At 49.5% G+C, this 26742-nt stretch carries 19 protein-coding genes; 10 read left to right on the forward strand and 9 right to left on the reverse strand.

The features are described from left to right. Window positions 1–164: 164 nt before the first annotated feature. Genes G441_RS0109345 through G441_RS0109355 form a run of 3 tightly spaced genes read left to right on the forward strand, consistent with a single transcriptional unit; the run spans window position 165 to window position 2112 of the window. Window positions 165–614: an RNA polymerase sigma factor gene (locus tag G441_RS0109345; RefSeq protein ID WP_051275501.1), complete on the forward strand. Its 450-nt coding sequence runs from the start codon at window positions 165–167 to the stop codon at window positions 612–614. Continuing rightward, window positions 611–1186 carry a hypothetical protein gene (locus tag G441_RS0109350; RefSeq protein ID WP_026376114.1) on the forward strand — a complete coding sequence of 192 codons (576 nt, stop codon included), beginning with the start codon at window positions 611–613 and terminating at the stop codon, window positions 1184–1186. The genes G441_RS0109345 and G441_RS0109350 overlap by 4 nt, the downstream gene beginning before the upstream one ends. 56 nt (window positions 1187–1242) lie before the next feature. After that, complete coding sequence (locus G441_RS0109355; protein ID WP_026376115.1) at window positions 1243–2112, forward strand: mechanosensitive ion channel family protein; 870 nt, start codon at window positions 1243–1245, stop codon at window positions 2110–2112. Window positions 2113–2170: 58 nt separating this feature from the next. On the opposite strand, the gene G441_RS0109360 is transcribed toward G441_RS0109355, so the two are convergent. Genes G441_RS0109360 through G441_RS18345 form a run of 3 tightly spaced genes read right to left on the reverse strand, consistent with a single transcriptional unit; the run spans window position 2171 to window position 6735 of the window. Next, entirely contained in the window at window positions 2171–4609 is a 2439-nt protein-coding gene (locus G441_RS0109360) for an ABC transporter permease (RefSeq protein WP_026376116.1), read from the reverse strand. Between the two features lie 41 nt (window positions 4610–4650). Next, on the reverse strand, window positions 4651–5349 hold the full coding sequence (locus G441_RS0109365) for an ABC transporter ATP-binding protein (protein ID WP_026376117.1): 699 nt from the start codon (window positions 5347–5349) through the stop codon (window positions 4651–4653). A gap of 45 nt (window positions 5350–5394) precedes the next feature. Then, complete coding sequence (locus G441_RS18345) at window positions 5395–6735, reverse strand: efflux RND transporter periplasmic adaptor subunit (protein WP_034474772.1); 1341 nt, start codon at window positions 6733–6735, stop codon at window positions 5395–5397. Window positions 6736–6932: 197 nt separating this feature from the next. Here G441_RS18345 and G441_RS0109375 point away from each other — a divergent pair, with 197 nt between their 5' ends. Both G441_RS0109375 and G441_RS0109380 read left to right on the forward strand, forming a co-directional pair. Continuing rightward, the gene (locus G441_RS0109375; protein WP_026376118.1) at window positions 6933–8321 is read left to right on the forward strand and encodes a sigma-54-dependent transcriptional regulator; all 1389 of its coding nucleotides are present in this window, start codon (window positions 6933–6935) and stop codon (window positions 8319–8321) included. Then, a complete protein-coding gene (locus G441_RS0109380; protein ID WP_026376119.1) occupies window positions 8311–9663 on the forward strand; it encodes a sensor histidine kinase in 1353 nt (450 codons plus the stop codon). Before G441_RS0109375 ends, G441_RS0109380 begins: the two co-directional genes overlap by 11 nt. On the opposite strand, the gene G441_RS0109385 is transcribed toward G441_RS0109380, so the two are convergent. The 3 genes from G441_RS0109385 to G441_RS18350 are packed head-to-tail and all read right to left on the reverse strand — an operon-like array spanning window position 9660 to window position 15830. Next, complete coding sequence (locus G441_RS0109385) at window positions 9660–10319, reverse strand: hypothetical protein (protein ID WP_026376120.1); 660 nt, start codon at window positions 10317–10319, stop codon at window positions 9660–9662. The two genes, G441_RS0109380 and G441_RS0109385, sit on opposite strands and share 4 nt — an antisense overlap. Window positions 10320–10374: 55 nt before the next feature. Beyond that, complete coding sequence (tamB, locus tag G441_RS0109390) at window positions 10375–14079, reverse strand: autotransporter assembly complex protein TamB (RefSeq protein ID WP_026376121.1); 3705 nt, start codon at window positions 14077–14079, stop codon at window positions 10375–10377. Further along, window positions 14076–15830, reverse strand: coding sequence for an autotransporter assembly complex protein TamA (locus G441_RS18350; RefSeq protein WP_051275460.1), 1755 nt, complete (start codon window positions 15828–15830; stop codon window positions 14076–14078). Before G441_RS18350 ends, tamB begins: the two co-directional genes overlap by 4 nt. Before the next feature lie 181 nt (window positions 15831–16011). On the opposite strand from G441_RS18350, the gene G441_RS0109400 reads away from it, so the two are divergent. Next, window positions 16012–17232 (forward strand): multidrug effflux MFS transporter, encoded by a 1221-nt coding sequence (locus G441_RS0109400; RefSeq protein ID WP_034474774.1) that lies wholly within the window; start codon window positions 16012–16014, stop codon window positions 17230–17232. A gap of 1 nt (window position 17233) precedes the next feature. On the opposite strand, the gene G441_RS0109405 is transcribed toward G441_RS0109400, so the two are convergent. Both G441_RS0109405 and ilvC read right to left on the reverse strand, forming a co-directional pair. Continuing rightward, window positions 17234–17575, reverse strand: coding sequence for a hypothetical protein (locus G441_RS0109405; RefSeq protein WP_026376123.1), 342 nt, complete (start codon window positions 17573–17575; stop codon window positions 17234–17236). A 388-nt stretch (window positions 17576–17963) separates the two neighbouring features. Then, window positions 17964–19448, reverse strand: a complete 1485-nt coding sequence (ilvC, locus tag G441_RS0109410; RefSeq protein WP_026376124.1) for a ketol-acid reductoisomerase — start codon at window positions 19446–19448, stop codon at window positions 17964–17966. 128 nt (window positions 19449–19576) lie between these two features. Between ilvC and ilvY the strand changes: the two genes are divergently transcribed. Continuing rightward, window positions 19577–20443, forward strand: a complete 867-nt coding sequence (ilvY, locus tag G441_RS0109415; protein ID WP_026376125.1) for an HTH-type transcriptional activator IlvY — start codon at window positions 19577–19579, stop codon at window positions 20441–20443. On the opposite strand, the gene G441_RS0109420 is transcribed toward ilvY, so the two are convergent. Continuing rightward, entirely contained in the window at window positions 20440–21948 is a 1509-nt protein-coding gene (locus tag G441_RS0109420; RefSeq protein WP_026376126.1) for a YifB family Mg chelatase-like AAA ATPase, read from the reverse strand. The two genes, ilvY and G441_RS0109420, sit on opposite strands and share 4 nt — an antisense overlap. A 404-nt stretch (window positions 21949–22352) precedes the next feature. Between G441_RS0109420 and G441_RS0109430 the strand changes: the two genes are divergently transcribed. From G441_RS0109430 to ilvA, 3 genes are read left to right on the forward strand one after another with little or no spacing between them, the layout of a single operon-like run. Then, the gene (locus tag G441_RS0109430; protein WP_026376128.1) at window positions 22353–23285 is read left to right on the forward strand and encodes a branched-chain amino acid transaminase; all 933 of its coding nucleotides are present in this window, start codon (window positions 22353–22355) and stop codon (window positions 23283–23285) included. A 20-nt stretch (window positions 23286–23305) separates the two neighbouring features. Continuing rightward, entirely contained in the window at window positions 23306–25159 is a 1854-nt protein-coding gene (ilvD, locus tag G441_RS0109435; protein WP_026376129.1) for a dihydroxy-acid dehydratase, read from the forward strand. Continuing rightward, the gene (gene ilvA / locus G441_RS0109440; protein ID WP_026376130.1) at window positions 25156–26700 is read left to right on the forward strand and encodes a threonine ammonia-lyase, biosynthetic; all 1545 of its coding nucleotides are present in this window, start codon (window positions 25156–25158) and stop codon (window positions 26698–26700) included. The genes ilvD and ilvA overlap by 4 nt, the downstream gene beginning before the upstream one ends. Window positions 26701–26742 lie beyond the last annotated feature (42 nt).

Below are 26742 nucleotides of genomic sequence, written 5' to 3' on the forward strand. Positions count from 1 at the left end.
CATGTCATTACTGGTACTAGTCATTGCGGCCATGACTTTCTTACAAAAAAAGTTAAAAAAGTTGTAAGGTAATCGCTCAAACGCAGACTACCTCTTCAACATCCAACAAACGTATTAGCGATTTGCCACATTCTTTTGACAATGTCCTGCAAGATTACGGTGCCATGCTGTCCCGTGTTGCGGCCAGCTATGAAGCGAACCTTGCCCTGAGGGAAGAACTGTTGCAGGAAATTTGTCTGGCAGTGTGGCAGGCTCTGTCGCGCTTCAAAGGCGACAGCAATATTAAAACCTATATTATGCGTGTCGCGCACAATCGCGCCGTCAGTCATGTTTCAGTTCATGCTCGTCGTCCCGGTGAAGAGTATTACGAGGATGCGCATCATCAGGACCCCACACCGCAACAAGACCAGCACGTTATTAATGAGCAAAAGTCAGCCCTATTGCTCGCCGCAGTGCGCAGTTTGCCAGTGCAACAGCGACAAATTTTTACTATGGCGATGGAAGGCTTAAGTTATCAGGATATCGCAGAAGTAAGCGGTGTAACGGTAAATAACGTGGGAGTGATCCTCAATCGTACCAAGCAGGCGCTGACACAAAAGGTAGTTCAATCATGAGTTCACAAGACCCTCTTCAGCAGCTGTGGCAGAGTCAGCCAACCTCTGCCATTGACATAGATAACATTAAGCGTCGGCTGCGTAACCTGCGCATCAAGCAGTGGGGCTATACGTTTCTAGATTTGGCCGGACTAGTCGTTGTGTTTGTGGTGTTATGGATATCCCGCAACGATTTGCATGTGACTCTGCAAATCGGCCTGGGCATTGTGTTGGTGGCGACTGTCGGATTAACCGGATACCTGTTGTGGCTAAGACGACACGCTCTGTTTATTCACTCGCTTAGCACCGAACAGTATGTTGAAACACTTAAGTTGCAGCTGGCGAATAATGTAAAAATCGCCTGGCTGACCCGACACTCTTCATGGGTCACGGCACTCCTGATGATCCTGATGTGGGTGGGTTTCGGTCTTTACGGTGATATGTCACCACAGCGCTATGTGCAGAAACTGGCGATCGTATTGGTGTCGCTGGCGGTGTTTATGCCCATGATTTGGTGGTGGGCGTCAAAACGCGAAGCGCGTTTCAAAGCTGAGCTGGATGCATTAAAAAGGCAAACGCAGCAATTCGACTAGACGTCATCGATTCTGGGTGCGAGAGTATTGTCGTGACTGATGAGGTGAAAATAGACATGGAACGGATACGAACGGTTCTCGACACACCGCTTTTCACGGCGATAGATCATACGTTTACGCTGGGTGATATCCTGATCGTCCCGGCTGCGATTTTACTTGGCCTGCTGGTGGTAAAGTTTCTGGCAAGGCTGCTGACCCGTGGTCTGGTCGCAAGAGGCGCAGATGCCAATCTGGTACACCTTATCAAGCGCATTTTCTATGTCATCGGCCTGATTATTATTGCGGTAACGACGCTGGATCTGCTTAACGTGCCCATCACAGCATTCGCCTTTCTGTCGGGCGCGGTTGCAATCGGCTTTGGTTTTGGTGCGCAGAACATCATCAATAACTTCATCAGCGGCTGGATCCTAATGTGGGAGCGCCCCATTCGTATCGGTGATTTTCTCGAAGTAGATGGTGCCAGAGGAACGGTCGAAACAGTAAATACCCGCTCGACGCGCATACGACGGGTAGATGGTGTGCACCTGCTGATCCCCAACAGTAAATTACTGGAAAATACCGTCGTGAATTGGACATTGATGGACCGTTTAACACGCACCTCGGTGCGGGTTGGCGTTGCTTATGGTTCGCCTTGTATGCAGGTTGCTGCGCTGATTGAGCAAGCCGCTAAGCAGCATGACGCCATTTTAAACGACCCTGAACCTATTGTTATCTTTGATGACTTTGGCGATAACGCCCTGGCTTTTGAAGTGTTCTTTTGGGTCAATGCGTCCAAAGAGCGAGACTTGCGTAAAATTCGCAGCGATGTGCGTTTCAGTATTGATGAGCTGTTTAGTCAGGCGGGTATTGTGATTGCATTCCCGCAGCGGGATGTGCATGTGGATGGTCAGCTGACGGTTGTCAATGCAAAGCCGCCCAAACAGTAAAAGACCAGTGTGGTAAATGAAAAAGGGAAAGTGCCGAAGCACCCTCCCTCTGATGCCATTATTCGTAATGGAGTGCCCGAACAGGATTGGATCGCGCGACCTTAAGGGCATGCAAGGCAATAACCGACCAGGATAATGCCACTGCGGTAACGCCGCCAATGATGATCAACGGCACTTGCAATGAGAACTCAATACGGTCCGCAAAGAAGTTCAGATAGGCACCGGAGGCCAGATAGGCCAGTGGAATGGCGATTAAAATCGCCCACATAACCGGCTTTGAAAACTGCCACAACATCATTTTTACCAGTTGCGCTTCATTTGCGCCAAGCACCTTGCGAATGCCGATTTCTTTGGTGCGGGTGCGTGCCATGTAGGCTGCAAGCCCAAACAGGCCGATTAATGCCAGGGTCAGCGCAACACCTGCAAATCCTGCTAGTACTCCATTCATGGTTCTAAAGACATTGTAGATACCATCAAAAATGTCACTTAAGAACTGATGTTCAATGGGGTAATCCGGATTGACTCGCTGCCAGATTGTCTCTATATCACTCACTACCGATGCGGGGGCACCTTGTGCGATGCGAATAGAACCGAAGTAATGGTCAAACTCACGCCATTGCAACATAAATGGGCGAACCTGATTATGCAGGCCAAGGATATTTTGCGTCTCTATGACACCAATGATGTCATATCTGAAGGTTTCTAACCCTTCTTCGTTCGGCATAGCGTAGTAGGACTGCCCAATGGCTTCTTCATTACTGGCAAATCCCAACTGTTCGCGCAGTAACTCATTGATCAGGACAGACGCAGAGCGTGCCTCCAGGTCTGACTGATAGTGACTGCTGTTATCTCTGGAAAAGTTTTCCCCTGCCAGAACCTGAATATCAAAAGTAGGGATGAATCCATCATCTGTGAACATGCGATTGGTTTGAAACTTCGCCTGTTCTTCACCTTCATTACGGCTAATGGATGTTGAAGAATTACTTTGTTCAAATGGCACCTGAGTAGCAAAGCTCACGGCCGAGATGTGCGGATGATTCAGCAACTCGTTGCGCAAGATCTCCTGTCTGTCGACAATTGCCTGCTTATTCATCTCACGCAGAACAAGTACTTCATCTTTGGGGAAAATTAAGCTGCTGTCTTTTACCTTGTCATTTTGGAAATACATGATCAGTACCATACCTAGCATGAATATAGACAACATAAATTGAACACCAATCATCATTGAGCGGATGAAGCTTCCTTTTGAGCCTTTCACACTGGTGCCTTTCAGTGCATAAATGGTATTGGTCTTGGTGATCAGATAGCTAGGATAAGCGCCGGATACAAGGCCAACCAGTATGGTTGAAAGCAGCAAAGTAGGCAGCAGGCTTATGTAGTCAACCGTCATGACTTTGCCCATCGCATCGTTGAACATCGGTACGATCACTTCGATCAACGCCAGGGCGATAATCATCGAAATAGCCGTAATGGTCAGACTTTCTGTCAGAAACTGGCTCATTAACTGGCCGCGGCTTGCGCCCAGCGCTTTGCGAATGCCGACTTCGCGAGTGCGTCCAAGACTTTGTGCGGTCGCCAGGTTGGTGTAGTTAACAATCGCAATAATCAATACCAATAGCCCCAGAATCTGAATACTTTCAATCACCGGCATGCCAATCATGTCCCAAATCCCGGCGTTAGCCTGCTTAATATTCTTCGCATACAAACCGGCCATGAAGTTGTCGATTTGCTCTTGTGGTGTATTGGCTAGATGAACGGTATTGAGTTTATTGTTCAGCTCGGCAAGCGGCATTGGTGCACGCAGTTTCAAGTACACATAATTACCACCGGAAGTGTTGTAGTAGTTCGCTTCCCATCCAGCCACTTGTTCCAAGGCTTTTAGGGGCATGTAGATGCCAAAGTCCTCACCAAGGATCATGTTTGATCTGAAATGTGAATCCAGCGGCAGGTTTTCGATGACTGCCTGTACCCTGAACTGATGCTCATGATTGAGCTCCAGCACTTCTCCACGTACATCTGTGCGACCAAACATTTTTATGGCCTGTTCCCGAGTTAGCACGGCCCCTTCCGGATCATCGAGTGCTGTCGCGTCACCTTCAATATAATCAAATGAAAAAATACGCAGTAAATCAGCATCTGCGAACCTTACCGGCTCATTGAAATTATTATCATCTGTTGACACCAGGTATTCCCGGCGAATGGTTCTGGCCATGTATTCCACTTCAGGGACGCCTTCCTTGATCAGCGGGCCCAATGCGGAATAGGTGGTATCCATTTGTTTAATGCCGATGGTGGCATTCGGTGACATTGTAGAGCCGACGTAATAGATGAGATCATTATCCTGCCAGACCGTGTCATGATCTTTCTCATAATTCGCCAGCATGCCGCCAAATAGGAAAATCGTCAGGCCAATTGCCAACCCAAGCACGTTGATCAAGGCGTACAGCTTATTTGCGATCAGCGCACGCAGTGCTATTTTGATGTAATTCTGGAACATGCGTTGCTCTCCGTTTGTTCGATGATATGTCTACTCAGCACTTAGTTGGCGTAGGCCAGGTCTGCTACATGGACATTTTCAGTAACCACCTGTCCATCAAACAGATTGATGGTTCGATGTGCATAATCTGCGTGGCTCGGAGAGTGTGTCACCATGATGATGGTTGTTCCTTCTTCGTTGAGACTCTGCAGCATTTCCATGACTTCCTGGCCGTGGGCACTGTCAAGATTCCCGGTCGGTTCATCGGCCAGAATAAGCGCCTGATCGCCAACTACCGCTCTGGCAACGGCCACCCTTTGCTGTTGACCGCCCGACAGCTGACTCGGCATATGCTTGGCACGGTGGGCAATACCTACCTTGTCCATTACCGCCGCGACGCGCTCTTTGCGTTCAGAGGCCTTAATATCATGATAGAGCAGGGCAAGCTCAATGTTGTCCTGCACACTGAGTTCGTCGATGAGGTTGAAGTTCTGGAAAATAAAACCGATGTTTTGCTTACGAATGTCACTCAGCTGTTTTTCTTTAAGCCGGGCAACGTCATGGTCGGCAAAGTAGTAGTGACCCTCTGAAGGGCTATCCAGCATACCAATGATGTTAAGCAGGGTGGATTTGCCACAGCCGGATGGTCCCATGATAGAGACAAACTCGCCTCGCTCGATTTCAATGTTGACGTTATTCAGTGCGACTGTCTCAACTTCATCGGTCTGATAAATTTTTGAGAGATTATGTAATTTCAGCATCTTGATTTCCTTTTAACTAAACGGTTTAACTCTGCTAGGGGTGTGCTATTGACTGAGGGTCAGTCGGTCCATGTCACGAAAATTTGTATAAGGTGATGTCACCACCCGCTCGCCTTCCTCCAGGCCCTCTAACACTTCGATAAATTGGCTGTTTCGGCGTCCTAAGGTGATTTGACGTCGCAACGCTTCCTGACCATCTGCGGTGACCACAAAGATCCAGTTTCCGCCGGTGTCCTGGAAAAACGTGCCGTTAGGAATAAGTAACGCTTTGCTGTCATCGCCAAGGGTCAAGCGGGTTTGAATGCTTTGTCCACGGCGGATGCCTGCTGGTTGCTGACCAACGAATTTAAAGTCCACCTCAAATTTGCCGTTGTTGACTTGAGGATAGATTTTGGAAATTGCCAGCTCATAGTCTTCAAACGTCGCTCTCTGACCAATGTCAACGCGATCCAGATAGTACTCGTCGATATTGGCGGTTAATTTGAAATCATTTGGCGTATCGATTTGGCCCAGGCGTTCGCCGCGTGGAATGCTTTGGCCGATTTCAACATCAAAGCCTGACAGCTTGCCATCAACCGGCGCGCGTACATTCATGTTTTCCAGATTCTGGCGGGATATCTCTAAATTGCCTTCCAGCCGTGCACTGGTTTTTTTCAGGAAGGCCAGCTGCTCTTCCTGCATGCGCGTATCCGTTTGCTGGCTTTCCAGGGTGACTACTTTACGATTGCGGTACCACTCAAGTGTGTCCCTGGTGTCTTCATACTGGTTCTTGGCAAATGTGCCGTTTTCGACTAACTGTTTTTCCCTGGCTTCCTGACGGGTCAGCATTTTTATTTGATAGTCGATGTCTACCAGATTGCGTTTATGCTGCAGGCGGTTTTGTTCAAGGCTGAGCTCGATAGAGCGCATGTTATTGAGCTGCTCGGCAACGCGCGCCTCGTTGCTCAATACATTGAGCTGCAGCTGGGCGTTGGAGAGCTTAACGATAAGTTCGCCGGCTTTGAGCATGGCGCCATCTTCAACCAGGATTTCTTCTACCCGCCCACCTTCAATCGCATCCAGGAAAACGGTTTGTGCTGGCGTTACCCGTCCACGTACTGGAATAAAATCGTGAAATACGCCCGATGTCACAGTAGAAATCTGCATCCGGCTTTCGTTTACCTGTAGGCTTCTACCGGTGGATGATTCAATGACTTGTATGACCATATAGATGATCAGCGCCACGCCTACACCAATCAGCGTCCATTTCTTCCAGGGCGACGTGCGCTTTTCAACGCGCCTGTCCATATCTGCACCTGAAACAGCACCTTGTGTTTTCGTACCTGAGGGTTTGCCGGAGGCAAGCTTGAGTTTGTTAGGTGTCGCTGACAACTTTTCCGTGGGCATTTGATGGTTACCTTTGACGCTTTGTAATGACTTCGTTTTTCAAACCTGTTGATACAGTTGAGCAAGTTACAGACCAATTTTTTAACTGTTTGATAAATATAGGAAAGGTGGTGTACTTATTAGATTTTTAGAGGATTGAGTGTACGATTTCGAACATCGGGTGTACGATATCGAACAGTACAAGCAGAGGAATTGGCATGAAACAACAGGGACGCATACTCATCATTGATGACGATGAAGACATCCTGGCTGCAGGTAAGCTGTTACTAAAGAGACACTTTACCCAGGTCACGGCCTGCAGCACGCCCGAGTCGATTGAGCAGTTAATGGCGGATGATCATTACGATGCTATTTTACTGGATATGAATTTTGGCCCAGGTGAAAGTAGCGGCGAGCAGGGTTTTCATTGGCTAGGGGTTATCAAGCGAGTCGATCCTCAGGCTGTGGTCATCATGATCACCGCTCATGGTGGCGTGAATGTTGCGGTAGAAGCGATGAAGCTGGGCGCAACCGATTATGTTGCTAAACCCTGGGAAAATGAAAAACTTGTTGCCACGCTGTCCGCTGCCGTACAGCTTGGCCGCTCTAGAACCGAAGCGTCTGAACTTCGTGAGCGCAATAAAGTATTAGCCGAGGTCAGCGCATCTTCCAGCGATCAGCTTATTCTGGGTAACAGTCCCGCTATGCAGGACGTGCAGTCGCTTATTGACCGCGCCGCGCCGACAGATGCGAACGTGTTGGTACTTGGTGAAAATGGCACAGGTAAAGAGCTGGTGGCTCGCGCCCTACATCAACGAAGTAAACGCGCTGATCAGGTATTTCTTTCCGTCGATCTTGGCGCGCTGTCCGAGACCTTGTTCGAAAGTGAGCTGTTTGGTCATAAGAAAGGCGCGTTCACGGGGGCCAAAGAAGACCGTGTCGGGCGTTTTCAGGCCGCATCAGGAGGTACCCTGTTTTTGGATGAAATAGGCAACCTTCCTATGCACTTACAGGCGAAGTTACTGACCGTGCTGGAGCAACGAGAGGTGGTGCCTTTAGGTGCAAACAAACCGATTCCTTTTGATGTCAGGATCATAACGGCGACCAATTTACCACTTGCTAAACTGCAAGATGAAAGCGTATTCAGGCAGGATTTGTTGTTCAGATTAAATACGGTAGCAATAGATTTGCCGCCCCTTCGAGGGCGTGGAGATGATATCAGGTTGATAGCCGAGCATTACGTCCGGCAGTACACACAGAAATATCAGAAACGCCTTAAGCCTATTTCGCAAAGCGCGTTAACGGCAATGCTTCAGTATGCATGGCCCGGCAATATTCGCGCGCTTAGACACGCCACAGAACGCGCAGTGATTCTGTCTGAAAGCGACGAGTATGTAGCGCAGGATTTTCAGCTAAGGCCTGACGCTGACGCGGGGCGACCCGCTGCCGAAAACGGTGAGCCAAAGGAGTTAAATCTGGAAAAGCTGGAGTTGCAGGCGATAAGAACGGCACTCAAAAAGCATCGATACAATATTTCCCATGCTGCAAAGGAGCTCGGACTGACTCGCGCGGCGCTTTACAGAAGGATGGAAAAGCATGGACTTTAGGCGTTTCTCATTTCTGTTAGCGGCCCGCATTTTACTGCTTGTTCTCACTTGTGCGGGTGTGATTGCTGTCATTAACCTGCAAGGGTACGTCGCCGTGACTATCTTACTAAGCGGACTGCTTACGGCACAATCTCTGGACATTTACCGCTTCGTGAGCAAAACCAATAAAGAGCTTACCCGGTTTTTAGATGCTGCCCGATACGCCGATTTCTCACAACGCTTTGAGCTTAAGGGGGTCGGTGCAGGGTTTGACGAGTTGGGTGCGACATTAACCGATATTTTGCAACGTTTTCATGAGGTTAGGGCCGCACAGGAAGCGGAACTGAAATATATTAGAGCGATGGTTGAGCACGTGCCCGTGCCGTTAATCGTTGTGCAGCAAAATCATCAGGTTTCTCTATTAAATAACAGTGCCAGGCGGCTGTTTGGCAATCATGCCATCAGTAAGCTTGCTGATTTGGAACAATTTGGTTCAGACATTACCAGCACGCTTGCTAATGCCGTGCCCGGAGAACGGCAGCTGGTTAATTTTGAGATCGATGGCATGACACATCAATTATCTATTGCCACCACGCAGGTGGTGATAGGTCCGAAAAAACAAAAGCTCGTCAGTTTACAGGATATTCAGGGAGAACTAGATAGAGCGAAACTTAGCGCCTGGCAGGATTTGGTTCGGGTACTCACCCATGAAATTATGAACAGCATTACGCCAATCGCTTCATTGGCAACTACTGCCAAGGCGCTGGCTGCCGACACGGAGGAAAAGACCCGTGATCTGCCAGACATTCATGATGATGTGCAGGATCTGGTAGATGCAGTGGGGACGGTCGCCAGGCGCAGTGATGGCCTGATGAACTTTGTCAGCAGTTACCGGCAATTAACGCGGTTACCTGAGCCAAACAGGCAGCCCCTCAAAGTACGGGAGGTTTTCGATAATGTACTGGGTATCGCCACACTGAACTGGCAACAGTTAGGAATAGCTGTCGATGTGAATATTCAGCCTGAAGGGCTGCAGTTAACGGTTGATCCTGGCATGGTTGAGCAAGTGCTGATAAATCTGCTTAAAAATGCAGAGCAGGCTCTGAGCAGCGTTGAAAATGCCCAGGTAACACTGCGCGCGTTTCTTAATAAACGCGGGCACGTGGTGATGGAGATTGAGGACAATGGTCCCGGCATTAGTGACGAATTAAAGGAAAAAGTCTTCGTGCCCTTTTTTACTACCAAAAAACAGGGTACCGGGGTTGGCCTGGCGCTAACGCGGCAAATCATGATTGCTCACGGTGGTGGCATTAAACTGACATCGGCTAACGAGACCGGATGTATATTTACTCTCACGTTTTAAAGCACGTCTTCAATAATGCCGTTGCGATGCGTATCCCATTTATATACCTGTTCCAACGACGCAAAATTCTTTTTCGCAGACTCGCCCGGTTTGCCCAGCATCAGGTTCCGTTCACTGATACCGCGTATTTTGCGGTCGACATCATGACTCATTTTGCGGGAAACAAAAAAGAATATGCCAGCTGCACAAGGTAACGGCAGTAATTGCATCAGCACGATGGTTGCTGCTGTTAACGAGTCAAGAGATCTGACGATGTCAAAGTCCAGGCCGATAATGAACAGGACCGTAACCGCATATAAAGCCACCAACACGGACAACGTGGTCAATACTGTCAGAATACGCTTTAGCACTTTAATTTGACCGTTTACGTCCTGACGCAGTGCATAAAGCTGGTCGAGCAGCTGATCATTATGCTTGAGCCATACCGGATGAGTAATTGTTACGTAGCCGAGCTGCAGTTGAAAGTCAGGTCCTGGCTGGCGCTCTTTGTCTATTATGAACTCTTTAAAGCGCTCCAGTGACTTTATCCGGGCACTGATCCTTTCTAGCCGCACGGGTAGCTGTCTGGCGTGAATTCTGTCCAGAAAGGCCACGGCAAAATGTAAAGCAAACCCTATTTCGAAAAGGCTGGTGAACTGGCTAAGATTTACGGTCATGTTGGATTAGGCAGACAACGATTCAAAAATTGTGTGGTTTATCATGCCTGTTCAATTAGTCGCGAGTAAAGGTGTAATACAAGTCAAGCGCGTTGCTGATGCCGCTGACCGCTTCCAGGTAGAGTCGTGGCATCCATTCATAGCGCAATGCGACTTCAGGTGCTGAGTCAAACACGCCCACGCCATATCGGACTTGCAGGCCCGGCGCCAGATAACCGCTTACGGTCAGCATTGTCTGCTCGCCCTGACCCGTGGTGGTAAATTGCAGGTTTTCGATACCCAGTGAATTTCCAACCCGGGTTGACAATGAATCGCTGCCCTTGAGGCCGTAACTCAACAGTAAATTGGTTAGCAGCACATTGGACTCTTCGCTTTGCTGGTTACCCGGGCTGCTGCCGGTCAGTAAATAATACAGTGCGACGTCCTGTGCCATATCAGGCTCAGAGAATACCGTTACTTCCGGCTCCTCGGCGGGGCCGGTTATTCTCAGGCCAGCAATGACATTATCGTTGGTATACGCCGGGTCGCGAATCGCTTCAACATTCAAAAATGGCTGCTCAAGCGGGCCATTGAACTGGATCATTCCTTCACGAATGAGCAGATTCTGCCCATAGGCCTTAAACTTGCCCTGATTTAGTGACATCTGTCCGTTGGAGTTAAGCAGTCCCTGTGATTGTGTTAACGCTAATTCACCCTGAACCTGCGTTGTCAGGCCGAATGCGTCAAAGCTGACTGACCCGAGTTTTTGAGGGTCGACCATGACATTGATATCCAAATTCACCATCAGTCCTTCCTGCTTAGTCTGCTGCTCTTCAATAATTACAGTGTCAGCTGAAGGACTGATAGCTGTCTCTGGCAGACTGTCGATAACAAAAGCGGCTTTATCAACTACCACATCGCCATTGATGTCCAACGTATTGTTACGGTAACCAAGCGACAGGTGTGGACTCAGTGTCGCGTTTACCAGGGGGTCAAAATGGAAGGTCAATTGGTCGGCGTTGAGGGTCATGTCCGCTGTAACTGCATTCTGCCAACTCACGCTGCCAGCAAGATCACCGACGCCGTCTGGGTGTGCAAACGTGCCTTCTAGTTGAAGGGCCTGCCCTTTAAATAGCAAAGTGCTTTGAATATCACTGAAAACAAGTTTGCTCGGTGAGTGGTGAATAGCGCCCTTATCAAAAGATAGCTGTCCGTTGACGTTTGGCCGGGTGAGCGTGCCGTCTACTAATAACCTGCCATTCAACACCCCTTCAAGCGTGTCCAGCTCCTTCTGTAGCGGTGCCAAAAGAGCTAAATCGAGCTGCGCAATATCAACGTTACCCTTTGTTTGATAGGTGTCTTGGGCGGGAGTGAGGGTAATGTCTGATGACAGGCTACCGAGCAGAGGTCCCTGTAAGGAAGAAGACAGCTGAACTTGGTCGTTGTCTAGCAGTACGTTGGCACGAAGCTCATCAACGTTGACGGATAACGGATTATCCGCGTTCAGCGTCCAAGTGGAGGGACTGAAGTGCAGCTCTGTGGTGGCGTAAATGCCGTTTTCCGCTTGCCACTTTCCACTGCTTGAAAACGACAGTGTACTCAAGGTGTCGACGATAGGGTTCTGGGTAAAGAGCCAATTCGCCCAGGGTAGGAACGCAATATCTGTGGCATTCACCAGCCAGTCTGCCTGGCTCTGATGGAATTGGGATTTGGCGATGCAGAATGCGCTCTGCCCGGCGCGCCAGCAATGTTCGCTCCATGTAGCTGACGGTGCGGATGTGTCGATATCAACCAGCACAGTGCGATCTGGTGAGAATTTTCCGGCTGGCGTTTTAACATCCGCTTCTACTAACTGCCCGAGCCAGCGAGAACCCTCTGCTTCTCCCTGCCAGCGCTGGTAAAGTTGTACGTCGCCAGCACTCATGTCAATGGTAAAGTCGTGCTCCTGCTGCGAGCCATTTAACGACGCGCTCACTGACTCGATAAGCACAGATTGCAATGTCAGGTTTTCTGCCTCGACACGAAATTGACTGTCCTGTACCTGTGCCGCATCCAGAATGCCTTGAAGTCTCAGGGTGTCGATAAAGCCCCATTGAGAGTCCAGATAAGAAAGACGCAGGTCCGTGTTTACTTTGGGTGCGGAAACCTTGTTAGAAATTGCAACACTGCCACTGACCTGCCCGCCGACATAAGGCTGCGCATGATATAAATCATCAGCCTGAATGTCAGCGTTGAGATTGATGATGCCATTGGCGCTTGATACGTCGGCCTGGCCATGCAGCGACACCAGGTTGCTGCCGTTGACTAACTCCATGTTAACTTGCTGGATATTGCCTGAAAGCGCCGCTACCAGATCGCCCCCAACGGCAAGTGGAACGTCACGGAAATGGCCGCCAAAACCAAAACGTGGAAGTGTAATACGGCCTTGATTATCTAGTCCTGAAACTTCTAAGACCGCAGTGCCGTTGATATTGGCAACATAATCTGGCCACTGCAGGCCAGGGTTGACATGAGACAGTGTCAGCTCACCAACAAAATGTGGTTGCGCGTTCAAATCCAACAGGCCTTGTAAAGAAGCCGTGCCGTCTAATAGTTCGAGATCTAGCGCCTGTATGTTTATCTGGTTTCCTGCCACCACGGCACTGGCAGTAATAAGGGTGCTGGGAACTGTTGTTGCGCTGATGCCTGTTTCAACCGTCGACGTAATGCGCTGCGTAATACCACTCGCCGTCAGGTTACCTTGATGGATTTCTGCGGTCATATCGTCGTTACGATAGGAAAATGCTTCCCAGTCTAGTTGTGCGGAAAAGGGTAAATCAGGATCGGTAAGGTTTGCGCTCAGTGTTGCTTTCGCATTGGTTAATGACTGCAAGAAAAGTACGATATCCAGGTCGGCCAGTGAGCCATGAATGGTGCTTTCAACGGTATTGCGTTGAAGTTGGGGATCATAGTCCGAGAGATCTGCTGTGGCGCTTAGTTGCAGATTTAACGGCAGATTATCCTGCAATGCCAACCATCCGTTGACACCCAGTTGACCTTTCTCACTACTGAGATTCAGGGCGCTGATATCGATTCGCTGTGCCGAGGCGGCAAGTTCGCCTTGCAGAGATAATACGGGCAGTAGTGACGTCTTGGACTGAGTCACTGAAATGTTGGCCAGCGACAGGTCGTTGAGTTCGATATCAAGTGGCAGCTGCATCGCATCGAATTTCACACCAGTAGGCTCAGATGTCGCAGCGCCGTTTGATTGTGTTACTGCAAGCGCAATATCCAATGCACTGACTGACAACGTCGTTAGCTCAATTGCGCTGTCCTTTGCTTTGCCGCGGATGAACAGATCATCAAGTGCTAACGCGGTTTTATCCGGTAAATTTACGGTAAAATGTTTCACTAACAGTTCATTTAGCGTCACTGCGACGGGAAGTACGACACGCTGCGCAGCCGACGATTCGCTTGAGCTGTCGCTGCCAGAAGCTGCTACCGTCAGACTAATATGCTGTGCAGACAACGTTTCAATGCAGGCTTCACGAGATAACAGGCAGGTCCATTGGTGATTGATATGAAATTCTGACACCGACAAGTCTATGCCCTGCCCCGAGAAGCGCACTGTATCTGCGCGTAGGTCAGCAAACAGTGAACCACTTGGGTTGTCAATCTTAAGACCGTCCACAAACTGACTGGCCAGGCTTATCCAAATGGGTGTGGCAAAAGGACTTAACGCAAACACAATCATTAGCAATATCGCTGACAAACTGATTAACAGATGTCGTTTAAGCTTCATAACGCCGGCCCCAGTGAAACGTGGATTTCCGTGCCACCTAAGCCATTAAAATCACTGTCACCACGCGCAATATAAACGCGCACCGGGCCAATAACACTGAGCCAGGTGGCGCCAACGCCGTAGCCCACAGCAAAACCTTCATCAAAGTCGTTCGTCGCCGTGCCGGTGTCGACAAAAACATTGGCTCGCCATGATTCGGACAGGCGGTAGGAGTATTCGGCGCTGGCGACCGCCAGGTACTGACCACCTGTTAAGTAGCGCTCGCCACTTCGTTGATTAGTCTCTATTGGAGACAGGGTTTTATAATCAAATCCGCGCACGGTTTGATCACCACCTGTGAAAAACCTAAGTCCAGGTGGAATAGCATCAAAATCGTCTGTAGCGATGGCACCCAGTTCTGCGCGCAGTGTAAACCTATGGTCTGAGTAGCTGCGGATCCACTTTGTCAGGGCATTGATGCGAACCATGTTGATATCTGACGCGACATCCTTACTGGCAAATTCGGCAGTAACAAGGTGCTTATTACCGTACGCAACATCCAGGTTGCCGTCACTCTTTAGATAGCTACCGCTGTAGCCTGGAATAAAAAGGTCGCTGGTCTGCTCAGGCTGGTCGCCCTGAATGAACTGTTCCCTTTCATAGCGTAGAAACCCGGCGTGTTGCCAGTTGGAGCCTTCGTCTGACCAATGCCGCATAAATGTCAGGGAGTAATTATCTGACAGTGTGTCGTTATCATCCGTGCGCTGAAAGCCAGCTTTAAAGCTCATATAGTTGCTTTCCGTATCCCTGAGCGGGATCTTATAGCCCATTGCCACGGACTGCTCCGGCTCGGTGATGTATAGCTCACTTTGAATCGAATGCCCTCGGGTGTTGACCCAGGGACGTTGCCATTTGGCACGCAAGCGCGGACCCACGTCTGACGAAAATCCTCCGCCAAGCTCGTATCTGTCTTTGGGTTTCAGATACGCGATAACTTGAATGGGGACAGTCTGCCCGACTTTCTGTGCGACAACCGGCCTGACAATCGTGCGCTCAAAATAACCTGAGCGGGACAATCGCTGGTGAAATTTGGCCACTGCGGAGGCGATATAGGGTTGGCCAGCTTCAAATGTTTTAAGGCGATGAATCAACATGCTGGTTTCAAGATCACCGGACAGCATCAATTCTCCGAACTGATGTCGTTTTCCGGAATTAGCATGTAATGTAATGGTTGCCTGCCTGGTTTCTTTGGCGACCGATATTTCTGTTTTTACCCAGGTAAAATCAAAGTATCCATGTGACAGCGCAGCGTTGCTGAGGCGTCTTTTGGCATCTTCGTAATCAGGGTGAAAAAGAATGGCGCCCTGCTTCAGAGAAAGTGAAGCCAACGGTTTCTGAAAAACAGCGTCTTGATTTCCCGGACCATCGATAACGATATCGACTGCAGCGATGTGAACGGGGTCGTGCAAAGTGACCGTGGTCGTCACGATCCATTTGTCGGGGTTATCCGTGTTGACGGAAAAAGACAATTCACTGTGGTAGTAGCCATAGGCCTGCAATGCTGGTACAGCGAGTTCGGTCAGTTCCGCTTGCAGGAGAGCAACATCGTTATCCTCGGCGGGCCTTTTTACGCCTTGCCAATACAAGCGGATATTATTGATGACATCTGTGGGCGTATTGCCTTCGAATTGATATTCAATCTTGCTCGCCAGACATGTCGGCTGAAACAGCAGCAGAAAAACTACAGCAAGTAAGCCCTTCCTTGACATCATACGTTAGCTAGACACCTTCAAAATTGGCGGTTGGAGTAAACACGTTTTTTCTGTTTCATAGTAACATGGCAACAACCTATTATGGCATGCAATTACTGAACAAATTCTTAATACGCGTATTGCAAAAACACGCTACACTGCGCAGCCCTGCTGCAATCCTAAAACGGTTATCGTGAATTCCATGCAAACAGAAAAGCCGGCGCTGCCATTGCCGGAGTTTGTCGCTTTGATGGCGCTGATGACATCGTTAGTCGCGTTAGCCATCGATGCCATGCTCCCCGCATTGAATCAGATTGGTCAGGAAATTGGAGATGGCAGTCAACAGCAAGCGCATCTGGTGGTGTCTTTGTTTTTCGCCGGAATGGCGCTGGGGCAGTTGTTCTTTGGTCCCCTATCTGATGCTCGTGGGCGTCGGTTCACTATCCTTGTGGGTCTGGCGATTTTTATTTTAGGTACGCTTATTTGTATGTTCGCGACCGACATGACGACAATGCTTATGGGGCGGTTTGTTCAGGCATTTGGCGTGTCTGGTCCGCGGGTAGCGTCGTTGGCGGTGATACGAGACCAGTATCAGGGTGCGGCGATGGCACGGGTGATGTCCTTTATCATGATGGTCTTCATCCTTGTGCCCATGGCTGCGCCCATAATAGGACAGACAGTATTGCTGTGGTTTGATTGGCGGCAGATTTTCACACTTTTTTTAGGCGTTGCAGCCATAGCCGGTGGTTGGTTTATGATCAGGCAGCCCGAAACTCTCAGTAAAGAGAGGCGTATTCCATTTCGCTTCAGTCAGTGCATGGCTTCTGCAGGGTTCATATTGAGTCACAAAGCGGTGATGGGCTATGTTGGGGCAATGGGATGCATCTTTGGTGCGTTTTTGGCCTACTTGAGTGCGTCACAAACTATTTTTCAAACCTTTTACGGGTTGGGTCAATTATTTCCGCTGATTTTTGCGCTATTGGCATTTTCGATAGGTCTGGCTTCACTATTTAATGGACGTATGGTGATGAGGGTCGGCATGGCAAGGCTATGTCGCTCTGCGCTGATAGGCTGCGTGTTTTGGTGCAGCTATATGATGGTGCTAGTGCTCTTATTCGATGGGCTGCCGCCCATATGGCACTTTGTTGCGGTGCTGTTCGCACTGTTTTTTTGCATCGGTATTTTGTTCGGTAATCTGAATGCAATGGCGATGCAGCCGCTTGGTCATGTTGCCGGAATGGGAGCTGCCATAATTGGCTCTCTTAGCAGCCTGCTGTCCGTACCTATTGCGATAGCAATAGATGCATTTATCAGTACAGATGTGTTGCCCGTTGCTATTGGGTTTAGCGTGTTCGTGCTGATATCCTGGGCGTGCTTTGAATTCGCGCGCTGTGGTGAGCAGAGCGAACACACTCCTGACTGACTCAAGCTTGTTTGACGAGTTCTACAACGGGTTTAGTGGGACGTGTATTTTCAACGATTTCAATCGTTCTGGGAATGCGTTGACCATTTTTAATCTTGTCGTAACTTACGCTTTTCATTTCCAGCATTTGACAGAATTCATAGAAGGCTAAAAAGTCCTTGCGCGTAAACTCTTCACCTTCCCTGGTCATCTGTGTGTCGATGTAAATTTGGTCTCCGTTCGCGGTCATATTGGCGACTGCTGAATACGGTTCGCCATAGGTGTTAACCCGCAATGCTCTAACCATCTTCACTTCAAAAATCCAGTCACCGACTTGAGTAAAACGAGAAATTGTCTGTTTCATTCAGTAGTTCCAGAAGAAAAAGGATAAAAACAAACCTCGATTACCCAAACTAGGAATAACACATGGGTAAACAACAAAAGGCTATGGATGCGCAGCAATTTCTAGACCATCACTGCAAAGCCTGAAAACAAAGGGATTCTACTGGCGATTATCACAAACAGGTCACCTTTATGCGACAGTTTTGTGTATTTAGCCGTGAATTCAGACTAAAAAGTCAGAAAAGGTATAGCAAAGGCTAAATTGTCGACGTTTTCTGCTGTTGTTGTGTGTTTTTTAAACATCTGTCGTGTCGCAATTTGGCAACATACGTTAAGTGTTGAAAAAAGCCCGGCCAAAATGGCCGGGCAAAAGGGCTTGGTAAAGCACCTAACGACAGAAACTGTTTTCGCTATGCGGACTCGACAATGGCTTTCATGTCGGTCATGTAGCCGCGCAATGTTTCGCCAATATTTTCCACGCCGTGCTGGCGTATAGCGGTGTTAACTTTCACCAACGTCATGTTATCTACTCCATTTGATGGATTGGATAGACCTTTGCCGATATGTTGTAGCGATATCTTCGGCATGATTTCGTCTCTCAGTTGCGGCACAGCCTGGTTGGCGAACAGGTAGTTACCGTATTCTGCAGTATCCGAAATCACGACATTCATCTCGTACAAACGTTTACGCGCAATGGTGTTGGAGATCAGTGGCGTTTCGTGCAGAGATTCGTAATAAGCAGACTCTGGCAAAATGCCGCTTTCCACCATGACATCAAACGCAAGCTCAACACCGGCTTTAATCATCGCAACAAGGAAGATACCTTTATCAAAGAACTCCTGTTCACTGATAGAGCCTTCGTAAACCGGCGCTTTCTCGAACCCGGATTGACCGGTTTCTTCGCGCCACTTGAGCAGATTTGCATCGCCGTTTGACCAGTCTTCCATCATTCCGCGCGAGAATTCGCCACTGATAATGTCGTCCTGATGTTTTTCGAACAACGGTCTCAGCGTTACCTTTAATTCTTCTGATAATTCATGTGCAACGATTTTTGCCGGGTTGGACAGACGATCCATCATGTTGGTTACGCCACCAATTTTTAATGCTTCCGTAATGGCTTGTAAGCCAAATTGGATGAGTGCAGCGGCATAATCTGCGGGCATGCCCTCTGACGTCATTTTATCGAACGCCAGTAGCGCTGCTGCCTGTTGCATACCGCACAGAATGGTCTGTTCACCCATCAAATCTGACTTAACTTCGGCGACAAAGGACGATTCGAGAACGCCCGCCCTGTCCCCGCCAGTCGCTGAAGCAAGTGCTTTGGCGATGTCCCATCCGTGACCCTGAGGGTCATTTTCAGGATGTACCGCGATTAACGTTGGTACACCAAATCCGCGTTTGTATTCTTCTCTCACTTCAGTGCCAGGGCATTTTGGCGCGCACATCACGACGGTGATGTCTGGGCGGATCTGCTGTCCTTCTTCAACGATATTGAAGCCGTGCGAATAGCTCAGTGCTGAGCCTTGTTTCATTAAAGGCATTACCGCTTCAATCACACTCGAATGCTGCTTATCCGGTGTAAGGTTGTATACCACGTCAGCGTCAGGAATGAGTTGCTGGTAAGTACCCACGGTAAACCCGTTTGAGGTGGCGCGTTGATAGGAGTCACGCTTTTCATCGATTGCCGATTGTCTTAATGCATAGGCAACGTTAAGGCCTGAATCGCGCATATTAAGGCCCTGATTGAGGCCTTGCGCTCCGCACCCTACGATGACGATCTTTTTGCCTTTCAGGAATTCGCAACCGTCGCTGAATTCCTCTCGTTGCATAAATCTGCAGCGACCCAGCTGGTCGAGCTGCTGTCGTAACGAAAGGGTGTTGAAGTAATTAGCCATGTCTATCTTGTTCCAGTCAGTCGAAATCGACTTGTTTTGTGATGATGTTACGGCTGCTAGATTAACCGAGCTTTGTTGTTGTGAAAAATGATATATTGGCAATACTGTGTTGCATAAAGTGAAACAATATGGACCTTAGAACCTTAAAGCTTTTTCAACATCTGGCCACGTCTTTGCATTTCAGTCATACCGCTAATGCCTTGTATGTGTCGCCATCAACGCTTAGTAGAACAATACAGCGACTAGAAGAAGAATGTGGTGCCGTGTTGCTGGAGCGGGACAATCGCAGTGTACGTCTAACGGCGGCTGGCCAGAAAATGTTGGTGTTTGCAGAACAGACACTACTCGCCTGGCAACAGCTAAAAAGTGAGCTCGCCAATGACCTGCAAGTACTTACCGGCGAATTAAGCCTTTATTGTTCGGTAACGGCCAGCCAGTCACACTTGCCACAACTGTTAGAGACCTTCCGGCAGCATTATCCTGCGGTTAATTTTCACTTGTTAACCGGTGATCCCGCGCTGTCCGTGAGCAAAGTCAAACAGCAGGAGAGCGATGTTGCCATTGCCATTAATACGCCAGACTTCCCCTCTGAACTTGAGTTTGTCAGCCTGGATAACATTCCGCTTGTTTTGGTCGCGCCGCGGGCCTGGGGAATAACCAAACTGCAGCATCTGGACTGGCGTCAACACGAAGTGGTAATGCCAGAATCAGGACCAAGTCGACGGATTGTTTACCATTGGTTCGCTGAGCATGGAATCAGGCCCAAGATTTACGCGGATGTCGGCGGTAACGAGGCACTGCTGAGCCTCGTTGCATTAGGTTGTGGGGTAGGCATCGTGCCTCAGGTGGTGCTGGATAATTCGGTCAGTGCCAATTTGGTAACGCGTATCGGTCTGGATGATATTGAGCCCTACGAATTGGGTTTGTGTTATCTACGTAAACGCCGCGATGATGCGGTGATTAAAGCCCTGATTGAGTTAGTAACACAGCGTTAGTCTCTACCGAGTTGGGCGACCATTCTCTCCACTGCGCGATATTGCATGGCCTCTTTAAGCTGACGATTGTTGACTTGCCTGGTCTGTTCAATATCGGCAACGGTACGTGCTACACGCATAACCTTATGCAGCCCACGCATTGACATGCCAAGTTTCTCGCATGCAGCATGTAAAAAACGGCTGTCTTGAGTACTGAGCTGGCAAGCATCAACGAGGTCACTGCCACTTAGTTGCGCATTGAGCTTGTTGGCGCGCTCATATTGCACCTCTCTGGCATGATGTATTCGCGCGAGGCGCGCCGTTTGCCCATCTGCTTCCTGAGAGTGAGGTTGTTCAGTCAAGGGTACTCGTGCGACCATGATTTGCATGTCAAATCTCTCAAGTAAAGGGCTGGATAGACGCCCGATGTAACGTAAAATTTGCTCGTTTGTGCTTCGCCCATCGTTAATGTCGCCAGTTGGGGACGGATTCATTGCAGCGATTAATTGAAAAGTCGCTGGGTAGGTTACGCTGCCTGATGCTCTTGAAATATGCACTTCACCAGTCTCCAGCGGCTGCCTGAGTGCATCAATAACTGACCTGCCAAATTCGGGTAACTCATCAAGAAACAACGCGCCATGGTGAGCCAGTGAAATTTCCCCAGGTTGGAGTTGCTGACCACCGCCAATCAGTGCCACTGAAGAGCAGGTGTGATGAGGCTGACGGAAAGGTCGTAAGTGCCAATGCTGGGTGCTGCGGGTGACCCCAGCCGCTGAATATATACAAGCCGTTTGCAGCGCTTCTTGAGTATTCAGCGGCGGAAGCAGAGACATAAAGCGTTGCGCCAACATACTTTTGCCACTGCCTGGCGGACCACACAGCAGCATATGGTGGCCACCCGCCGCCGCAATTTCCAGTGCTCGTTTGGCTGCATGCTGACCGATGACATCATCGATAGTGGGTGTACTTGGACACAGTGATACAGATGGCGAAGTGTCAACCTGATTCAGGCGTTCCCTATCGGTGAGATGATTATACACGTCGGCCAATCTAGGTGCGGCATAAACAGTACAGTGTTCGGGCATGACAGGCTCATTGACTTGTTCACTGGCGATCAATGCGGCTCGTTGAGCCCGTTGACTAGCCATCAGAAATGGCAGGGCAGCGTTTACTGAGCGTAACTCTCCTGTAAGAGATAACTCTGCGAGCAGCTCATAGTTATGCAGCGTTTGTTGGGAAATTAGCCCTGCTGCAGCAAGGATCCCTATGGCGATAGCCAGATCATATCGTCCACCGCCTTTGGGTAAATCAGCAGGTGCCAGATTTACGGTTATTCGCCGCGCTGGAAATTCAAAGCCGCTGGCCATGATCGCGCTTCTCACTCGCTCCTTAGCCTCACGCACAGAGGTGTGCGCCAGGCCGACCAGATTAAATGCGGGCAACCCACGGCTAAGGTGAACTTCAATACACACCAGTGGCGCATCGAGCCCTACACTGGCGCGACTGTAAACCCTGGCAATGTTCATTAATGTTTTCCCGTTACTACCACTCATCACAAATTTAGGCATATTTCGCTTGTCTGCCTACTGGACAGAAGATCTGTTTTGTGTCAGCGTAAAAGAGTGATGAAGCCTAAATCTTGTTCCTGACGGCATAAACGCGTGATGCGTTTGCGCCGGTAACGCGTTGGTATTGCAACCAGTACGCGGGGCAAGTGTGGCATTTTCAACGTAATTTGACACAACCCCGCTGACCAGCGGGGTTTTTTGTTTGTGTTGTCTGGTTGGACTGACAATTCTGCTTTACGCACTGAATGTGTGAATTTGCTGACCAGCAGCCTGCGATGCATGTATGATCAGCGTGTTGATTAATTGAAGATTCACGCGCGTTGCCATAACACTTAGGTGGCAGCGGCATAAAAGGAACAATTATGGCTAAAAAACCAGCAGATCTGATTTGGTTCAACGGTGACATCATTGAGTGGGAAAAAGCCACCGTGCATGTCATGACCCACGCTATTCACTACGGCTCATCGGTATTTGAAGGGATCCGCGCCTATAACACGCCGGACAGAGGTACCTGTGTTTTTCGTCTGCAAGAGCATAATCGCCGGCTGTTTGATTCGGCTAAGATTTATCGTATGACCATTCCCTATTCTCTGGAACAGGTCAATCAGGCGACACTCGATATTATTCGCGCGAACAAATTGCAGTCTGCTTACATTCGACCTATTGCGTTTTATGGTGATATTGGCATGGGTCTGCAAGTTCCCTTTGGTCAGGAAACAGAACTGACGATAGCAGCGTTTGAGTGGGGCGCTTACTTAGGTGAAGAAGCGCTTAAAAATGGGGTGGATGCCGGTATTTCTTCATGGAACAGGCTCGCAGCCAACACGATGCCGACGGGCGCTAAAGCAGGCGGTAACTATCTGTCATCACAGCTTATTTCAATGGAAGCGCGCCGTCACGGCTATGGTGAGGGTATCGCCCTGGACCGCAATGGTTACATCAGTGAAGGTGCCGGTGAAAATATTTTTGTGATCCGCAATGGCGTGGTTTCTACCACACCAAAGACGGCGGCTATCCTGCCTGGTATCACTCGAGACACCGTCATTACGCTACTGAAAGAAATGGGCTATGAAGTGCGGGAAGAAAATATTCCTCGTGAATCGATGTATCTGGCCGACGAGATCCTTATGTGTGGTACCGCCGCAGAGGTCACGCCAGTGCGTAGCGTCGATGGTATCGCAGTAGGCAACGGAGGCCGTGGGCCGATTACCGCAAAAGTCCAGGATATGTTCTTTGGATTATTTAACGGCAGTACAGAAGATAAATGGGGCTGGTTAACACCGGTCTACGAATGATGAAAGAGTAGGAGGCATCTATGCCCAAGTTACGTTCTGCAACGACCACTCACGGTCGCAATATGGCTGGAGCCAGAGCTCTTTGGCGGGCGACCGGCATGACAGACAGTGATTTTGGTAAACCGATCATAGCGGTAGCCAATTCATTTACGCAGTTCGTTCCTGGGCATGTGCACCTGAAAGACCTTGGTCAGCTGGTAGCGCGCAGTATCGAGAAGGCTGGTGGTGTGGCTAAGGAATTCAATACTATTGCCGTAGATGATGGTATTGCGATGGGGCACGCAGGCATGTTGTACAGTTTGCCCTCACGGGAAATCATCGCTGACTCAGTTGAATACATGGTCAATGCCCACTGTGCGGATGCGCTGGTGTGTATTTCAAACTGCGATAAAATCACGCCCGGAATGCTGATGGCAGCGATGCGTCTGAACATTCCTGTCATTTTTGTATCAGGCGGGCCGATGGAGGCGGGTAAAACCAAGCTTTCAGAAAAACTGATCAAATTAGACCTGGTCGATGCGATGGTGGCCGCGGCAGATCCCACGGTTGCAGACGATCACGCTGAGCAAATTGAACGCTCAGCATGCCCTACCTGTGGATCATGTTCGGGCATGTTTACCGCAAATTCTATGAACTGCCTCACGGAAGCGTTAGGTCTGTCGCTGCCCGGCAATGGCTCGTTGCTGGCAACCCATGCAGAGCGTGAAAAGTTATTCGTGCAGGCTGGCACTCAGATAGTAGAGCTATGCCGACGCTATTATCAGCAAGACGACGCGTCGGTGCTACCGCGCAACATTGCTAATTTTAGTGCGTTCGAGAACGCCATGAGTCTGGATATTGCGATGGGCGGCTCAACCAACACCATTTTGCACCTCCTTGCAGCGGCGGTTGAGGGAGAAGTCGATTTTTCCATGCAGGATATCGATAGGCTGTCACGAAAGGTTCCCCACTTATGCAAAGTCGCCCCCTCAACGCCTGAATACCACATGGAAGATGTACATCGTGCTGGTGGTGTGATGGGGATATTGGCTGAACTGCATCGAGCAGGCTTGCTTAACGACGATGTCAATCATGTGCTCGGGAAACCCATGTTGGATGTTATCGCCGACTGGGATATCACCAACCCCGAAAATACAAGCGCGCAAACTTTTTACCGTGCCGGACCTGCGGGGATCCGCACAACACAGGCATTCAGTCAGGATTGCCTATATCCGACGGCTGATACTGACCGTCAGCAAGGTTGTATTCGTGCACGTGAATTTGCTTATAGTCAGGATGGTGGTCTCGCCGTATTGTTTGGCAACCTTGCGGAAAACGGCTGTATCGTGAAAACCGCCGGCGTCGACGAATCTATCCTGACATTTACTGGTCCTGCCAAAGTGTATGAAAGTCAGGAAGACGCTGTACAAGGGATCCTCAGTGATGAAGTCAGTGCCGGCGATGTGGTGGTGATCCGCTACGAAGGGCCGAGAGGCGGACCGGGCATGCAAGAAATGTTGTATCCCACCTCGTATCTCAAATCTAAGGGCCTGGGCAAATCTTGTGCGTTGATAACGGATGGTCGCTTTTCAGGTGGCACCTCAGGTCTTTCGATAGGACACTGTTCGCCTGAAGCCGCTAGTGGCGGTGGATTAGCGCTAGTAGAAGACGGTGACCTGATAACCATAGATATCCCCAATCGTCGAATGGAAGTGCAACTGAGCGATGAACAGCTTGAAGAGCGACGCAATAAGCAGCTCACTCGTGAGCGTCCTTTTACACCGCTGACCCGCCAGCGCCATGTGTCCGTATCGTTACGTAACTTCGCCATGTTGGCGACCAGTGCAGACAAGGGAGCGGTGCGCGATCCTTCTAAGTTGACGGACACATTATGACGACGCTCAGCGCCCACGATTACCTGAAAAAGGTCCTGTTATCACCGGTATATGATGTGGCGGTGAACAGTGACCTTGTTACCATGCCGCTGTTGTCGCAGGAACTATCGAACACTATTTACCTGAAACGCGAGGACCAGCAGCCAGTTAAGTCTTTCAAGCTGCGCGGTGCTTACAATAAAATCAGTCAGCTTAGTGATGCGCAATTACAGGCCGGTGTGATAGCTGCATCGGCCGGAAATCACGCACAGGGGGTGGCTTATGCAGCACGTATGAAGCGCATCCGGGCGGTAATTGTGATGCCTGAGACGACACCTGATATCAAAGTTGACGCGGTGAAGCGCTTCGGTGGTGAGTGGGTGCAGGTGGTTATGCATGGCACCAGCTTTGACCAGGCCAGCGAACACGCCCGGCTGATAGCTGAGCAGCAGGGCCTGACTGTAGTGCCGCCATTTGACGATCCTGATGTCATTGCGGGTCAGGGTACTATTGCTCGTGAATTGCTGGAGCAACAGCCTGATCTCGATGTGTTATTTGTGGCAGTTGGTGGTGGCGGTCTGGTCGCCGGTATCAGTGTCTATCTTAAACAGTTAAAACCGGATATTCGTATCGTTGCCGTAGAGGCTGAGGATTCGGCCTGTTTGAACGCAGCATTGCAGGCCGGACAGCCAGAAACCTTACCAAGCGTGGGCATTTTTGCCGATGGCGTGGCAGTAAAAACTATCGGTACCGAAACGTTTAGACTGTGTCAGCAATTTGTTGATGAAGTTGTCACGGTCTCCAGTGACGAAATTTGCGCCGCTATCAAAGACATTTTTGATGATACTCGCGTTATCGCTGAGCCTGCAGGTGCTTTGTCTGTTGCCGCAATACGCAAATACGTGGGTGAAAATAATCTACATGGCAAGAAAATAGGCGGCGTGTTGTGTGGAGCCAATATCAACTTCCACACGCTGCGTTATGTCTCTGAGCGCTGTGAGCTGGGTGAACAAAAAGAAGCCGTGTTCGCTGTTAAAATTCCCGAGCGAAAAGGCGCGTTTCGTGATTTTTGTAAATTGTTGGGTGGAAGGGTCATCACCGAGTTTAACTACCGATATGCCAGTGGTGCTGAGGCGCACATTTTTGTAGGCGTTAAACTGCGTCGTGGGCGCGCTGAATATCAGGAATTGCAGGAGCAGCTTGTTGCCGAAGGTTATGCCAGCTTTGATCTCTCGGATAACGAGTTAGCCAAACTTCACGTGCGCTATATGGTAGGTGGGCGCCCACAAACATTGTTAAATGAACATGTATTTTCGTTTCAGTTTCCTGAATATCCTGGGGCGCTGATGAATTTCTTAAATACTTTGGGTGAGCTGTGGAATATCACCTTGTTTCATTATCGCAACCATGGCGCGGCAGATGGTCTGGTGTTGGTCGGTTTTGAGCTACCGGAGGGCAGTCGGGCGGAATTTGAACGACATCTGGATAAACTCGGCTATGCACATGTCGAGCAGACTGGTAATCCTGCGTATCAGTTCTTTTTATCCGATACCACTTCCTGACGCACCGTAAACATCACATGGAAATGAGCAGCACATAACGTT

It is taken from the genome of Aestuariibacter salexigens DSM 15300, from assembly GCF_000429145.1.
Classification (GTDB): Bacteria; Pseudomonadota; Gammaproteobacteria; order Enterobacterales; family Alteromonadaceae; genus Aestuariibacter; species Aestuariibacter salexigens.

Excerpts from the sequence above, each read along its gene's own strand:
- G441_RS0109365 (WP_026376117.1), bottom strand. The coding sequence starts at position 5,349 with ATGCTGAAATTACATAATCTCTCAAAAATTTATCAGACCGATGAAGTT.
- ilvC (WP_026376124.1), bottom strand. The coding sequence starts at position 19,448 with ATGGCTAATTACTTCAACACCCTTTCGTTACGACAGCAGCTCGACCAG.
- ilvA (WP_026376130.1), top strand. The coding sequence starts at position 25,156 with ATGACGACGCTCAGCGCCCACGATTACCTGAAAAAGGTCCTGTTATCA.
- G441_RS0109380 (WP_026376119.1), top strand. The coding sequence starts at position 8,311 with ATGGACTTTAGGCGTTTCTCATTTCTGTTAGCGGCCCGCATTTTACTG.
- G441_RS18350 (WP_051275460.1), bottom strand. The coding sequence starts at position 15,830 with ATGATGTCAAGGAAGGGCTTACTTGCTGTAGTTTTTCTGCTGCTGTTT.
- G441_RS0109400 (WP_034474774.1), top strand. The coding sequence starts at position 16,012 with ATGCAAACAGAAAAGCCGGCGCTGCCATTGCCGGAGTTTGTCGCTTTG.
- ilvY (WP_026376125.1), top strand. The coding sequence starts at position 19,577 with ATGGACCTTAGAACCTTAAAGCTTTTTCAACATCTGGCCACGTCTTTG.
- tamB (WP_026376121.1), bottom strand. The coding sequence starts at position 14,079 with ATGAAGCTTAAACGACATCTGTTAATCAGTTTGTCAGCGATATTGCTA.
- G441_RS0109430 (WP_026376128.1), top strand. The coding sequence starts at position 22,353 with ATGGCTAAAAAACCAGCAGATCTGATTTGGTTCAACGGTGACATCATT.
- G441_RS0109405 (WP_026376123.1), bottom strand. The coding sequence starts at position 17,575 with ATGAAACAGACAATTTCTCGTTTTACTCAAGTCGGTGACTGGATTTTT.
- ilvD (WP_026376129.1), top strand. The coding sequence starts at position 23,306 with ATGCCCAAGTTACGTTCTGCAACGACCACTCACGGTCGCAATATGGCT.
- G441_RS18345 (WP_034474772.1), bottom strand. The coding sequence starts at position 6,735 with ATGCCCACGGAAAAGTTGTCAGCGACACCTAACAAACTCAAGCTTGCC.
- G441_RS0109350 (WP_026376114.1), top strand. The coding sequence starts at position 611 with ATGAGTTCACAAGACCCTCTTCAGCAGCTGTGGCAGAGTCAGCCAACC.
- G441_RS0109385 (WP_026376120.1), bottom strand. The coding sequence starts at position 10,319 with ATGACCGTAAATCTTAGCCAGTTCACCAGCCTTTTCGAAATAGGGTTT.
- G441_RS0109355 (WP_026376115.1), top strand. The coding sequence starts at position 1,243 with ATGGAACGGATACGAACGGTTCTCGACACACCGCTTTTCACGGCGATA.
- G441_RS0109345 (WP_051275501.1), top strand. The coding sequence starts at position 165 with ATGCTGTCCCGTGTTGCGGCCAGCTATGAAGCGAACCTTGCCCTGAGG.
- G441_RS0109360 (WP_026376116.1), bottom strand. The coding sequence starts at position 4,609 with ATGTTCCAGAATTACATCAAAATAGCACTGCGTGCGCTGATCGCAAAT.
- G441_RS0109375 (WP_026376118.1), top strand. The coding sequence starts at position 6,933 with ATGAAACAACAGGGACGCATACTCATCATTGATGACGATGAAGACATC.
- G441_RS0109420 (WP_026376126.1), bottom strand. The coding sequence starts at position 21,948 with ATGAACATTGCCAGGGTTTACAGTCGCGCCAGTGTAGGGCTCGATGCG.